General features: G+C 70.6%; 12 protein-coding genes. 5 read left to right on the top strand and 7 right to left on the bottom strand.

Annotated features, from left to right (window positions below):
* Positions 1-122 precede the first annotated feature (122 nt).
* Positions 123-1,112: an ROK family protein gene (locus QUG92_RS10330; protein ID WP_289458955.1), complete on the bottom strand. Its 990-nt coding sequence runs from the start codon at positions 1,110-1,112 to the stop codon at positions 123-125.
* Between the two features lie 131 nt (positions 1,113-1,243).
* Positions 1,244-1,999 (bottom strand): deoxyribose-phosphate aldolase, encoded by a 756-nt coding sequence (gene deoC / locus QUG92_RS10325; RefSeq protein ID WP_289458953.1) that lies wholly within the window; start codon positions 1,997-1,999, stop codon positions 1,244-1,246.
* A gap of 42 nt (positions 2,000-2,041) precedes the next feature.
* Here deoC and QUG92_RS10320 point away from each other — a divergent pair, with 42 nt between their 5' ends.
* The 4 genes from QUG92_RS10320 to QUG92_RS10305 all read left to right on the top strand — a co-directional run bounded on the left by QUG92_RS10320 (position 2,042) and on the right by QUG92_RS10305 (position 6,241).
* Positions 2,042-3,574, top strand: coding sequence for an SDR family oxidoreductase (locus tag QUG92_RS10320; RefSeq protein ID WP_289458951.1), 1,533 nt, complete (start codon positions 2,042-2,044; stop codon positions 3,572-3,574).
* Positions 3,571-4,155 carry a GDSL-type esterase/lipase family protein gene (locus QUG92_RS10315; protein WP_289458950.1) on the top strand — a complete coding sequence of 195 codons (585 nt, stop codon included), beginning with the start codon at positions 3,571-3,573 and terminating at the stop codon, positions 4,153-4,155. The genes QUG92_RS10320 and QUG92_RS10315 overlap by 4 nt, the downstream gene beginning before the upstream one ends.
* The gene (locus QUG92_RS10310; protein WP_259346147.1) at positions 4,155-4,601 is read left to right on the top strand and encodes a DUF6804 family protein; all 447 of its coding nucleotides are present in this window, start codon (positions 4,155-4,157) and stop codon (positions 4,599-4,601) included. The genes QUG92_RS10315 and QUG92_RS10310 overlap by 1 nt, the downstream gene beginning before the upstream one ends.
* A gap of 86 nt (positions 4,602-4,687) precedes the next feature.
* Positions 4,688-6,241, top strand: coding sequence for a stealth conserved region 3 domain-containing protein (locus QUG92_RS10305; RefSeq protein WP_182046665.1), 1,554 nt, complete (start codon positions 4,688-4,690; stop codon positions 6,239-6,241).
* A 286-nt stretch (positions 6,242-6,527) separates the two neighbouring features.
* Here the strand turns inward: QUG92_RS10305 and QUG92_RS10300 are convergent, their stop codons facing one another.
* From QUG92_RS10300 to ctaE, 5 genes are all read right to left on the bottom strand, one after another.
* Positions 6,528-7,487, bottom strand: a complete 960-nt coding sequence (locus QUG92_RS10300; RefSeq protein WP_289458941.1) for a phosphodiesterase — start codon at positions 7,485-7,487, stop codon at positions 6,528-6,530.
* A gap of 175 nt (positions 7,488-7,662) precedes the next feature.
* Positions 7,663-9,357: a cytochrome bc1 complex cytochrome b subunit gene (qcrB, locus tag QUG92_RS10295; RefSeq protein WP_182046667.1), complete on the bottom strand. Its 1,695-nt coding sequence runs from the start codon at positions 9,355-9,357 to the stop codon at positions 7,663-7,665.
* Positions 9,357-10,424, bottom strand: a complete 1,068-nt coding sequence (gene qcrA, locus QUG92_RS10290) for a cytochrome bc1 complex Rieske iron-sulfur subunit (protein ID WP_069710891.1) — start codon at positions 10,422-10,424, stop codon at positions 9,357-9,359. Before qcrA ends, qcrB begins: the two co-directional genes overlap by 1 nt.
* A gap of 33 nt (positions 10,425-10,457) precedes the next feature.
* Positions 10,458-11,261, bottom strand: coding sequence for a cytochrome bc1 complex diheme cytochrome c subunit (gene qcrC, locus QUG92_RS10285; protein WP_069710890.1), 804 nt, complete (start codon positions 11,259-11,261; stop codon positions 10,458-10,460).
* Positions 11,262-11,282: 21 nt separating this feature from the next.
* The gene (gene ctaE / locus QUG92_RS10280) at positions 11,283-11,921 is read right to left on the bottom strand and encodes an aa3-type cytochrome oxidase subunit III (protein WP_069710889.1); all 639 of its coding nucleotides are present in this window, start codon (positions 11,919-11,921) and stop codon (positions 11,283-11,285) included.
* 70 nt (positions 11,922-11,991) lie between these two features.
* Between ctaE and trpD the strand changes: the two genes are divergently transcribed.
* Complete coding sequence (gene trpD / locus QUG92_RS10275; RefSeq protein ID WP_289458938.1) at positions 11,992-13,047, top strand: anthranilate phosphoribosyltransferase; 1,056 nt, start codon at positions 11,992-11,994, stop codon at positions 13,045-13,047.
* The last annotated feature ends 180 nt before the right edge of the window (positions 13,048-13,227 follow it).

Below are 13,227 nucleotides of genomic sequence, written 5' to 3'. Positions count from 1 at the left end.
CGCTCATCCTGCCCGACCGGCAGGGCGTCCAGGGGCCCTGTGCACAGGTCGGTGGACGTCCGGCCTTCCCGGGGGTCTCGCTCAGCGCAGGACGTCGGCGCGGTCCCGCCCTGCCGCCCCGCTCAGCGCAGGACATCGGCGCGGTGCACCAGGGCGCCGGCGCCGATGAGCGGACCGTCCTGCGAGAGCCCGGTCGGCACGATCCGGACCTTCGTCACGAAGCCGAACTCGACCCGTTCGGCCACGGCCTCCCGGGCGTACGTGAACAGGTCCGGGCTGACGTGGGAGAACCCACCGCCGATGGCCACGACCTCGAGGTCGACCAGGCTGGTCGCGGCCGCGATCGCCTGCCCGAGGGCCCGCCCACTCCGTCGGACCGCGGCGACCGCGATCTCGTCGCCCGCGGCGTACGCGGCGGAGAGCTCCTCGCCGGTCGTCCCGGCGAAGCCCTGACGCTGCGCCCAGGCCACGGTCTTCGGGCCGCTGGCGACCGCTTCGAGGCAGCCGGTGCCGCCGCAGGCGCAGGGATCGTCGAACCCGCCGCACTCGACGTGCCCGATGTGGCCGGCGTTGCCCGTCGGACCGCTGACCGTCCGGCCGTGCAGGATGAGGCCGCCACCGACGCCCGTCGAGACGATCATGCCCATGACGTGGTCCGAGCCCTGCGCGGCGCCGACCCAGTGCTCGGCGAGCGTGATCGCGAGGCCGTCCATCCGGAGCGTCACCGGGACGCCGTCCGGCACGAGCGCTGCGATCCGGTCACGCAGCGGGTACCCGCGCCAGACCGGCATGTTGAGGGGGGAGACGAGCCCCCGCTCCTCGTCGACCGGCCCGGCGGACCCCACGCCGACGCCGACGAGGACCGCGTCGGTCGGCAGGGTCGCGAGCGTCGCGGTGACGACCTCGTCCACCGCCGCCTGCAGCTCGTCCGACGTCCGCTGCGGCCCGGTCGGGCTGCGGTGCCGGGTGCCCGGCACGACGACGCCCTGGTCGGTCACGAAGGCCGCCTCGACCTTGGTGCCACCGAGGTCCACGGCGAGTGCGAGCGCCGAGCCTGACGGGGACGACGGGGACGACGGGGACGAGGGGGACTGGGGTGCGGTGCTGGACATGCGCGCTCCGATGCGGCGGTCTGGAGGCCCGGTGCGGCTGTCCGACGCGTCCACGCGTCGGTGCGTGCCGACCCGGGCGACGGGGTCGGGTTAGGCGGTGCTGGTCCGGGCCTCGTGCGGGCCCGGGGGATTCAGTACGAGGTGGTGTCGTCACCGAGGGCGGAGGCTGCGCCCGTCTCGGCACGGTGGCCGAGCTCGTCGAGGATGCGGGCGGAGGCGCTCGTGCCGATGCGGTCGGCGCCGGCCTCGACCATCTCGACGAGCGTGTCGAGACCGCGGACCCCACCGGAGGCCTTCACGCCGGTGTCCGGTCCGACCGTCTCGCGCATGAGCCGGATGTGCTCGGCGGTCGCGCCACCACCGGCGAAGCCCGTCGAGGTCTTCACGAAGGCGGCACCGGCACGCTGTGCGGCACGCGAAGCCGCGACGACCTCGTCGTCGGTCAGGAACGCCGTCTCGAGGATGACCTTCACGACGGTGTCCCCGGCGGCGTCGACCACGGCGCGGACGTCCTGTTCGACGCGCTCCCAGTCACCCGAGCGTGCTGCGGCGATGTTCTGGACCATGTCGAGCTCGAAGGCGCCGTCCGCCAGGGCCTGCAGGGACTCCGCGACCTTCGTGGCGGTCGTGGTGGTGCCGTGCGGGAAGCCGATGACGGTGCCGACGCCGACCCCGGTGCCCCGCAGGCGCTCGACGGCGTGGGCCACGTCGCTCGGACGGACGCACACGCTGAACACGCGGTACGCAGCGGCCTCGTCGAGCTGCGCGTCGACGTCGGCGCGGGTCAGCTCCGGCTTGAGGATCGCGTGGTCGATGAGGGCCCGCACCTCGTCGGCGCCGAGCGGCGCGGGACGGACCTGGTCTGCGGGGGTTGCTGCGTTGTCCACCCGGAAAGACTACCCGGAGGCGACCGGCGTACCGTGCCCCTCATGCAGGTCCTCGTCACCGGTGCAACCGGCTACATCGGAGGACGTCTCGTCCCCCGTCTCCTCGAGGCCGGACACCGCGTCCGCGTCTTCGTCCGCACGCCCCGCAAGCTCCAGGACGTGCCGTGGCACGACGACGTGGAGATCGCCGCGGGCGACCTGCAGGACGCCGAGGCCGTCCGTGCCGCGGTGCAGGGGATCGAGGCGGTCTACTACCTGGCGCACGCGATGGGCGCGGACGGCGACTTCGAGCAGGCCGAGCGGGACGCCGTCGAGACGATGGCGCGCGAGGCCCGCGACGCCGGGGTCGGTCGGTTCGTCTACCTCGGTGGGCTCCACCCCGACGGCGAGCTCTCCAAGCACCTCCGCAGCCGCAAGGAGGTGGGCGACGTGCTGCTCGCGTCCGGCGTGCCGACCATCGCCTACCAGGCGGGTGTCGTCATCGGCTCCGGCAGCACCTCGTTCGAGATGATCCGTCACGTCACCGACGTCCTGCCGTGGATGCCCGCGCCGCGGTGGGTGCGCAACCGCATCCAGCCGATCGCCGTGCGGGACGTCCTGTACTACCTCGTCGAGGCGCTCCGGATCCCGGCCGACGTGAACCGCACCTTCGACATCGGCGGGCCGGACGTGCTCAAGTACGGCCAGATGCTGAACGGCTACGCGGTCGAGGCCGGGCTGCCGCAGCGCCGCTTCTCGGTGCTCCCCGTGCTCACCCCGGGGCTGTCCGCGCACTGGTTCAACATCGTGACGCCCATCCCGCGCAAGCTCGCGACGCCGATCATCGAGTCGCTGCAGTTCGAGTGCGTCCAGCGCGAGCACGACATCGACGACGTCGTCCCCCGTCCCGAGGGCGGCCTGACCTCCTACCGCCGTGCCGTGCGGCTCGCCCTGACGAAGATGCGCGACGGCGAGGTCGAGACGAGCTGGCGCAACGCGACCCTCGCGGCGACCTCCGCCGACCCGCTGCCGAGCGACCCCGAGTGGGCCGGACACACGGTGTACGTGGACGACCGGAAGCGACACTCCTCGGCCAGCGCCGCGGACGTGTGGCGGGTCGTCGAGTCGATCGGCGGCGAGAACGGCTGGTACTCCTTCCCGCTGGCGTGGGTCGCCCGTGGGTGGCTCGACAAGCTCGCCGGCGGCGTCGGGCTGAACCGGGGCCGTCGCGACCAGCGCCGGCTCGAGCAGGGCGACGCGCTCGACTGGTGGCGCGTCGAGCAGCTCGAGCGTGGCCGGTACCTCCGCCTGCGTGCGGAGTTCAAGTCCCCGGGCCGCGCCTGGCTCGAGATGACCGTGACGCCGAGCGACGACGGCGGGAGCGACTACCACCAGCGGGCGATCTACTTCCCCCAGGGGCTGTCCGGGCGCCTGTACTGGTACGGCATCCTGCCCTTCCACGGCGTCATCTTCCCCGGCATGGTCGAGCGCATCACCGCGGCGGCCGAGCGCGAGTCCGAACACACCGAGTCGACGGGGCGGAACTGGACCCAGCAGAATGGGGACCCGCAACCGGCACACGAGGAGGCAGCATGACCACGGAACACCCCAGCGTCCTGTTCCTGGGCGACAGCATCACCGAGCAGGGGTCGTGGGACCAGTGGCTCCCCGGCGAACGCACGAGCAACCGCGGAGTCGGTGGCGACACCACCGACGGCGTGCTCGCCCGGCTCGACGACGTCATCGCGGAGCAGCCCGAGGTGATCGTGCTCCTCATCGGGACGAACGACTTCGGCAACCACCGCGCCAGCGTCGAGCACGTCGTCCGCGGCGTGGAGTCGATCCTCGTGACGCTCCGCCGCGAGCTGCCCGGGGTCCGACTGCTGCTCGTCTCGATCCCGCCGCGGCAGGCCGACTGGTGCGCGAAGATCGAGGAGGCCAACCGCCACCTCCGCCAGTTCGTCGCGACGTGCCACGCGCAGTACCTCGACCTGTGGCCGGCCCTCGCGGACGACGACCACCTGGACGCCCGGTACACCGACGACGGCCTGCACCTCACCGAGGACGGCTACCGCGCGGTCGTCGACGAGCTCCTACCGGCCCTCGAACGCGTCCGCGACCTGCCCCCGATGTCCCGCTCCATCCAGGCGATCGACCTCGGGGAGACCGGCGCCTGATGCCGCGCAAGGGACGCCCACCGGCCGGGTCGTCGCTGCAGGGCGTGCCGTCGGGCCGTCCGGACGCGCGACGGCCGGCGGGCGCGACCGCCGGGACCGACGGCACACCGTCGTTCACGCGCCCCGCACTCGCGCCGTCGCTGCTCGCCGCGGTGGTCCTCGTCGCCTTCGTGGCGATCGTCGACTCGTCGGCGTTCGTCTTCGTCCGCTGGGGGGTGACGGTGCTCGCCCTGATCGTGCTCGTCTTCGCGGTCCGCGGCCGGGCGTGGTGGGCCGTGGCCCTGACGGCCGCGATCGCGGTCTGCTGGAACCCGGTCGTCGTCGTGCCGATCCCGGGACAGGTCTGGGCGGCCCTGCAGCTCGTCGCAGCCGCGGCGTTCATCCTGGTCGGGATCTCGGTCAAGGTGCCCCGCGAGGCGGACGCGGGGCGTGCCTCCCGGCCGTGACCGGCACGCGCTCGCGTTCTCCCGGCGGACGGTAGGATCGCAGGAGCCGGGCACGGGGTCCGGCTGACGCGACCCGAAGGGCATGGATGAGCCACGAGACCGAGCCGGCGACCGAGAGTCCTCTGCTGAACCCTCGACCGTCCTCCGGCGGTCTCGACCGTCCCGACGTCGTCGTCCGCAAGGGACGGCTGACCCTGGTCAACGGGCACCTCACGCCCCAGCAGTCGATGATCGAGGACCTGTTGTTCCTCGACGACGCGCTCACCGCCGGTGACGTCGACCACCTGCTCATCCGTGGCAACGACCGACGGCCGGTCATCGCGGTCGACGAGCGGGACCGCCAGCGCGCCGAGAGCGCCGTCATGGCGGCCGCCGCGAACGAGCCGCTCTACGCCAAGCCGCCGGGGGAGCCCGCGGTCCTCGTCGTCGACGACGGCCTCGGCAACGCCGACGAGCCCGTGCTCCGGGTCTTCCGGCCCCGCCTCGAGCCCCTCGGTCGCCTCCGGTACGGCGCCGAGACGAGCGTGCAGCTCGAGTTCTGGCGCGTCACCGACACCGAGGTGCTCGCGCCCGTCGAGAACGCGCTCATGCGCCGCAGCCTGCCGATCGACGAGTTCGTGCTCGTGGACATCGAGCGGTACGGCCGCACCTGGCGGACGGTCGAGCACATGTTCGACGACCACGTCTCCGACATCCGCTTCCCCATCGACATCGTCTTCTCGTGGGTCGACGGCAACGCGATCGAGTACCAGCGCGCCCGTCAGGCCGCGCAGGCGAACGCCGTGCTCGGCGAGGGCGACGACGCCCCGGCCCGCTTCCGGCAGATCGACGAGCTGAAGTACGCGCTCCGCTCCGTGCACACCTTCGCGCCGTGGATCCGCCGCATCTACATCGCCACCGACTCCCCGGCGCCGGCGTGGCTCGCGGACCACCCGAAGGTGCGGATCGTGCGGAGCGAGGAGTTCTTCGCCGACCCGTCCGTGCTGCCGACGCACAACTCGCAGGCCGTCGAGTCCCAGCTGCACCACATCCCGGGCATCAGCGAGCACTTCATCTACTCGAACGACGACATGTTCTTCGGGCGACTCGTGGACCCGTCGGTGTTCTTCAGCCCGGGTTCGGTGACGAAGTTCATCCTCGCGACGACCCGCATCGGGCTCGGCTCGAACAACCCGGCTCGCAGCGGGTTCGAGAACTCCGCCCGGGTCAACCGCCGCCTGCTGCAGCAGCGGTTCGGCGCCGTCACCACGCGGCACCTCGAGCACGCGCCGACCCCGCTCCGGGCGTCGATCATGACCGAGATGGAGCACGAGTTCGCGGACGAGTTCCGCGCGACGATGGCCTCGCGGTTCCGTGCGGCCGAGAACATCTCCGTCACGAACTCGCTCTACCACTACTACGCGCTGCTCACAGGGCGGGCCATCGTGCAGGAGAACGCGCCGGTCCGCTACGTCGACACGACGATGCAGTCCGGGCTCAAGGCGCTCGAGGACCTGCTCAAGAAGCGGAACGTCGACTTCTTCTGCCTCAACGACGGCAGCTTCCCGGAGGTCTCCGACGAGGAGCGCACGCGACGGGTGACGGACTTCCTCGAGAAGTACTTCCCGTTCCCGGCGCCGTGGGAGCAGCCGACCGACTGAGTGGGCTGCGGCCGGTCCGGCCTGTTCCGGGCCGGTCGCCTCCGCGCGAGCGGGTCCTTCCTGTCACGCTCGGCGCGCGGGCGCGACGAGTCGTGCCCGCCGGACGACCGCGCGCGGCACGTCGTGCCCGCTCGGCGGGCAGGACCGGCCACAGCGGGACGGACGGGAGGCTCGGCGTGGGCCCGGCAGGGACGTCACCTCACAGCGCTGTCCGGCCTGCAGCGACGTCCGGCCAGGAAGCTCGGATGGCCGTCAGCGACGTCCGGCCGTCGAAGACGGATGACCGTCAGCGACGGATGGGGGAGGTGGGCACCGTGTCAAGGGTGAACACCGGGATGCTCGACGTGACGGGCGCCGGCTCGACGGCCGGAGCGATGGTGATGCCGGCCGCACCGAGACGCGCCTCGGTCTGCTCCGCGGACACCGGCTCACCCACCGTCGAGTAGTGGCCGATCGGCACCACGGAGTGCACGACGTTGTTGCCGTACACATGCACGAGGTTGAACGACTGCGCGCCGTCCTGCCCCCGGGTCCCGCCCTGGTACTCCGTGAGGTCCTGCGTGTAGCAGGTGGCACTCGCCACGGACACGGGCACACCCGCGAACACGGCGCTCGTCGAGTAGTGCAGGTGTCCGGCGATGATCGAGATGACGTCCGATCCCTCGACGACCTCCGCCAGCGCGGCCTGGTCGCGCAGCTCGACGAGCACGGCGAGGTCCTGCACGCTCGGGACCGGTGGGTGGTGCATCGCGAGGATCGTGCCGTGCGGCGCGGGCTCGGACAGCACCTCGGCGAGCCAGTCGAGCTGCGCGGGGGTGACCTCGCCGTGGTGCGCCCCCGGCACGCTCGTGTCGAGGGTGATCACGCGGAGGCCGTTCACGTCGTAGACGAAGTCGACCGGACGATCGGTCGGCTGGAGACCGAAGAGCTCCTGCCGGAAGGCACCGCGCTCGTCGTGGTTCCCCATGGCCCACACGACCTGCGCACCGAGGCGCTCGGCGGCCGGCTCCACGATGTCACGGACCCGCACGTAGGCACCGGCTTCGCCCTTGTCCGCCACGTCGCCGGTGATGACGATCGCCTCGGGCCGCGTGCCCGATGCCTCGATGTCGGCGATGATCGCGGAGAGTCGCGCGGCGGAGTCGACGTCGCCGTAGAGCGCGCCGTCACCCGCCACGAGGTGGGTGTCGCTGAGGTGGAGGAGGAAGTGGTTCGGCCTGGGGTGTTCGGCCGTCCGGCTGTCCATCGGTCTCTCGTTCCGTTGGCGGATGCGTGGTGCAACACGTTGCCACACCGTCCTGGACGAGTCCAGCACGACACCGTGAACTGGGGGTGAACCGGAAGCGGGGTTTCGCCGAACCGGAACGAACGAGCCCCCCGACCACTATGTGGTCGGGGGGCTCGTTCGGTGGTGCCGGGACTCAGTGGTTGGCCGCACCGAGCGCCGGGGCCTGGGCCTGGTGGTCGCCCTCCAGCTCCGGGCCGTGGTGTGCGGCGTGCGCGGCCTCGAGCTCGGCCTTCGTGACCGGCGCGATGCGGTCCTCGAAGAAGAAGCGGGAGACGTTCGCACGGACCTTCTGCACGCCGGTGATCCGACCCTTCGCGTCCGGGCGGACCATGAGCGGCTTGTACTCGTTGAACTGCAGGAGCTTCCAGCGCTCGTACTCGTCGAGCTGCTCGTGCACCTCGATGTACTCGCCGTGGGGGAGTCGGACGATGCGGCCCGACTCGTAGCCGTGCAGGACGATCTCGCGGTCCTTCTTCTGCAGCGCCAGGCAGACACGCTTCGTGATCCAGAAGGCGACGAACGGGCCGAGGACCGTCGTGGCCTGGATCACGTGGATCACGTGCTCGATCGACACCATGAAGTGCGTCGCGATGATGTCCGACGAGGCAGCGGCCCACAGCGACGCGTAGAGCGTGATGCCGGCGGCACCGATGGCCGTGCGGGTCGGGGCGTTGCGCGGACGGTCGGCGAGGTGGTGCTCACGCTTGTCGCCCGTCACCCACGCCTCGAGGAACGGGTAGGCGAACATCGCGATGATGAGGGCCATCAGGACGGCGATCGGCGCGAGGATGTTGAACGACACCGTGTAGCCGAACCACACGACCTCCCAGTGCGGCGGCACCAGACGGAGCGCACCGTCGGCGAAGCCGATGTACCAGTCGGGCTGGGTACCGGCGGACACCGGGGACGGGTCGTACGGGCCGTAGTTCCAGATCGGGTTGATCGTGAACAGCGACGCGATGAGGGCCAGGATGCCCGCGACGATGAAGAAGAAGCCACCGGCCTTCGCGGCGAACGCCGGGAGGATCGGCACACCGACGACGTTCTCCTCGGTCTTGCCCGGTCCGGCGAACTGCGTGTGCTTGTTGATGACGACCAGCACGAGGTGGACGCCCAGCACGGCGACGAGGATCGCCGGCAGCAGCAGGATGTGCAGCGTGTAGAGGCGGCCGACGATGTCGGTGCCCGGGAACTCGCCGCCGAAGAGCAGGTAGGCGATCCAGACGCCGATCACCGGGACGCCCTCGATCATGCCGACGATGATGCGGAGACCGTTGCCGGAGAGCAGGTCGTCGGGGAGCGAGTAGCCGGTGAAGCCCTCGGCCATGGCCAGGACCCACAGCACGAAGCCGAAGACCCAGTTGAGCTCACGCGGCTTGCGGAAGGCACCCGTGAAGAACACGCGGGCCATGTGCAGCATCACCGAGGCGACGAACAGCAGGGCGGCCCAGTGGTGGATCTGCCGGACGAACAGCCCGCCGCGGATGTCGAACGAGATGTTCAGCGTCGACTGCAGGGCGGTCGACATCTCGACGCCCTTGAGCGGCACGTAGGAGCCGTTGTAGACGACCTCGGTCATCGACGCCTGGAAGAAGAACGTCAGGAACGTTCCCGAGAGCAGGACGACGACGAAGCTGTAGAGCGCGACCTCGCCGAGCATGAAGCTCCAGTGGTCGGGGAAGATCTTGCGCCCGACCTCCTTCACGAGGCCGGAGATGCTGGTGCGCTCGTCGATGTAGTTGGCGGTGGCCCCGATGAGACGGGACCCGCGCGTCGGCTCGGGCCGGGTGGCCGTCGTCGGTGCGCTGGTGGTTGTGGTGCTGGTCATCAGCGTTCACGCTCCCAGAAGGACGGCCCGACCGGCTCGTGGAAGTCGCTCTGTGCGACCAGGTAGCCGTCGTCGTCGATCGCGATCGGAAGTTGGGGGAGGGGACGTGCAGCCGGGCCGAAGATGACCTCGCAGTTGTTCGAGACGTCGAACGTCGACTGGTGGCACGGGCACAGCAGGTGGTGCGTCTGCTGCTCGTAGAGCGCGACCGGGCACCCGACGTGGGTGCAGATCTTGGAGTAGGCGACGATGCCGTCGTAGCCCCAGTCCTCGTGCCCCTTGCTGGGGTTGAGGTCCTTCGGGTCGAGACGCATGAGGAGGACGGAGGCCTTCGCCTTCTCCTCGAGCATGTGCTCGGAGTCGAGCATGCCGTCCGGGATGACGTGGAACACCGAACCGATGGTGACGTCGGACGCCTTGATCGGCAAGCCCGTCGGGTCCTTGGTCAGACGCATGCCCGACTTCCAGAACGTGTGGCGCAGGAGCTCGTTCGGGTCCTCGGCGGGGGCCAGGTCACGGACGAGCACGATGCCGGGCAGCGGGAAGGCCGCCAGCGCACCGATCATCGAGTTGCGGATCAGCTTGCGACGGCTGAAGCCCGACTCCTTGTCGGCGAGCTGGAACGCCTCGACCGCCTTGGCACGGGTCGCGTCGGTGCCACGGGTGCCGTGGCGCATCTCCGAGATCTCGCGGTCGACGACCAGCGACTTGCCCCAGTAGACGGCGCCGAGGCCGAGTGCGAGGAGGGCGAGCGCGATCGAGAGGCCGAGCCAGAGGTTGCCGGCACGGACGGTTCCGAAGTCCTCGGGGTCGATCGGGAACGCGACGTACGCCGCGATCGCGAGGACGCTGCCCACGACGGAGAGGTAGAAGAACGTCGCGACCTGACGCTCGGCGAGGCGCTGCTTCTTCGGGTCGACGTCGGTGCGGCGAGGGCGGTGCGGCGGCTCGCCCGGGTTCTCGAACGGCTCGGCGGGGACGACAGCCGTCCCGACGGAGGTGCTGGTCGTGCCGTGCTTCTCGACAGCCGAGGACGAGTTCAGTGCCTCGTCGTCGTGCTCTGCCATGGTGTTCCCTTCAGTGTCGTTCGACACGGACGATCAGTTGGACTTCGCCGTCAGCCAGACGGTCATCGCGACGACGGCACCGAGGCCGAAGATCCAGATGAACAGACCCTCTGCCACCGGGCCGAGGGAGCCGAGGGCGAACCCGCCGGGCGACTTGTTGTCCTGCACGTACTTGAGGTACGTGATGATGTCGGCCTTCTGCTCCGGGGTGAGGTTCAGGTCGTTGAACACCGGCATGTTCTGCGGGCCCGTGACCATGGCCTCGTAGATGTGCTTGCCGGACACCGACTGCAGGTTCGGGGCGTACTTGCCCTCGGTCAGGGCGCCACCGGCACCGGCCACGTTGTGGCACATGGCGCAGTTGATGCGGAAGAGCTCGGCGCCCTCGGCCGCGTCACCCTTGCCGTCCGTCAGCGACGAGGACGGGACCGACGGGCCGGGGCCCAGCGAAGCGACGTAGGCGCCCATGGCGTCGACCTGCTCGTCCGTGAACTGAGCGGGCTTCTCCTCGGCCTGGGGGCCCTGCGCAGCCATCGGCATGCGGCCGGTGCCGACCTGGAAGTCGACCGAAGCGGCGCCGACGCCGATGAGGGACGGGCCCTCGCCGGTGCCCTGGGCGTCGAGCCCGTGGCAGGTGGCGCAGTTCGAGGCGAAGAGCTTCTCGCCCTCGTTCACCTGGGACTGGCTCGACGCAGCGGTGGTGGTGCTGTCGTCGGCGTTGGCCGTCGAGCTGAACAGCGCGTACGCGCCGCCGGTGGTCATCAGACCCACGACGATGAGCGACACGGTCGCCATCGGGGAGCGGCGGCCCTTCTTGGACTTGCTTCTGTTGAACATGCGGTGGGGGCTATCCAGTTCCTACTTGAGAAGGTAGATGACGGCGAAGAGGCCGATCCAGACGACGTCGACGAAGTGCCAGTAGTACGACACGACGATCGCGGTGGTCGCCTCCTTGTGACCGAAGTTCTTGGCGGCGAAGCCGCGGCCGAGGGTCAGGAGGAAGGCGATGAGACCACCCGTGACGTGCAGGCCGTGGAAGCCGGTGGTCATGTAGAACGCGGAGCCGTAGGCGCTGGACGACAGCGTGACCCCGTCGTGCCAGAGGTGCGCGTACTCGAAGAGCTGGCCGCAGACGAAGATCGCGCCCATGCAGTAGGTGACGAAGAACCACTCCGTCATGCCCCAGTCCTTCGGGTTCCAGCTCGTGCGGTGCACCTGGAAGCGCTCCGCGGCGAACACCGCGAACTGGCAGGCGAAGCTGGACAGCACCAGGATGATCGTGTTCACGGAGGCGTAGGGCACGTCGAGCTTGGAGGTCTCGGTGGCCCAGAGCTCGGGGGACGTGCTGCGCAGCGTGAAGTAGATCGCGAACAGGCCGGCGAAGAACATGACCTCGCTGCCCAGCCACACGATCGTCCCCACGGCAACGGCGTTCGGCCTGTTCAGGACCGGACCGCTGGCGGATCTGGAGAGAGGGGTGCTAGTCACGTGTTCCATTATGGCCGAAACCGGTGACAGTGTTTTCGCAGCAGACTGGCGGGTCTTCCGAACTCAGTACGATCGAGGCATGTCGCTCCCACTCTCCTGGCCCGCGGTGATCAGCGCCCTCATGGCACGCGAGGACCTCACGATCAGGCAGTCCACGTGGGCCATGGAGGAGATCGTCCAGGGACGTGCGACCCACTCCCAGATCGCCGCCTTCGCCGTGGCGCTGCGGGCGAAGGGCGAGACGGTCGACGAGGTCGTCGGGTTCCGCGACGCGATCCTCGACGCCGCCGTACCGCTGGACGTCGACCCGATGGCGCTCGACATCGTCGGCACCGGGGGCGACGTGGTCGGCACCGTGAACGTCTCGACGATGGCCGCGATCGTCATCGCCGCCTCGGGCGTGCCGGTCGTCAAGCACGGCAACCGCGCGAGCTCCTCGAAGTCCGGGTCGAGCGACGTCCTCGCCGCGCTCGGGCTCGACCTCTCCATGGACGCGGTGCGCGTCGCGGACACCTTCCGGCGTGTCGGACTGACCTTCGCCTTCGCGAGCGCCTTCCACCCGGGCTTCGCGCACGCCGCCCCCGTCCGTCGCGAGATCGGCGTCCCGACGGTGTTCAACTTCCTCGGGCCGCTCGTGAACCCGGCGCGCTGCGAAGCGAACGCCGTGGGCGTGGCACAGCTCGAACTGGTGCCGATCATCACGGGCGTGTTCCAGACCCGGGGCGCGACCGCGTTGGTCTTCCGGGGGGACGACGGGCTGGACGAGCTCACGACGACCGGGCACTCGCACATCTGGGAGGTCACGGGCGGGCGGGTCACCGAGCACGACCTCGACCCCCGCGACCTCGGCATCGCCCGCGCCCGCACCGAGGACCTGCTCGGCGGCGACCCCGAGCACAACGCCGCGGTCGTCCACCGCGTGCTCGCCGGGGAGACCGGACCGGTCCGCGACATCGTCCTGCTCAACGCCGCTGCCGGTCTCGTGTCCTTCCGCCTGGCCGAGGACCCGGAGCAGGCCGACCGGCCGATCCTGCAGCGCTTCCGCGAGCAGCTCGTCGTGGCGGCGGACGCGGTCGACTCCGGCGCCGCGGCCCGCAAGCTCGCCGACTGGGTCGGCGCGGCACCCGCTGCCTGAGCACCACCAGCGCACGCACGGGAGGCGCGGGGGGGGGGGCGGGGGGCCCGCCCCCCCCCCCCCCCCCCCCGCGGGCGGGGGGGGGGGGGGCGCCCCCCCCCCCCGCCTCCCGTTCGTGACGTCGGGGGCACCACCAGGGCCTGCCGCTCCCGGGGACGCGCGCCTAGCGTGAGCGCCATG

The organism is Curtobacterium citri, assembly GCF_030362955.1.
In the GTDB taxonomy this organism is placed as follows: domain Bacteria; phylum Actinomycetota; class Actinomycetes; order Actinomycetales; family Microbacteriaceae; genus Curtobacterium; species Curtobacterium citri.
This window is presented reverse-complemented; position numbering and strand designations above follow the sequence as displayed.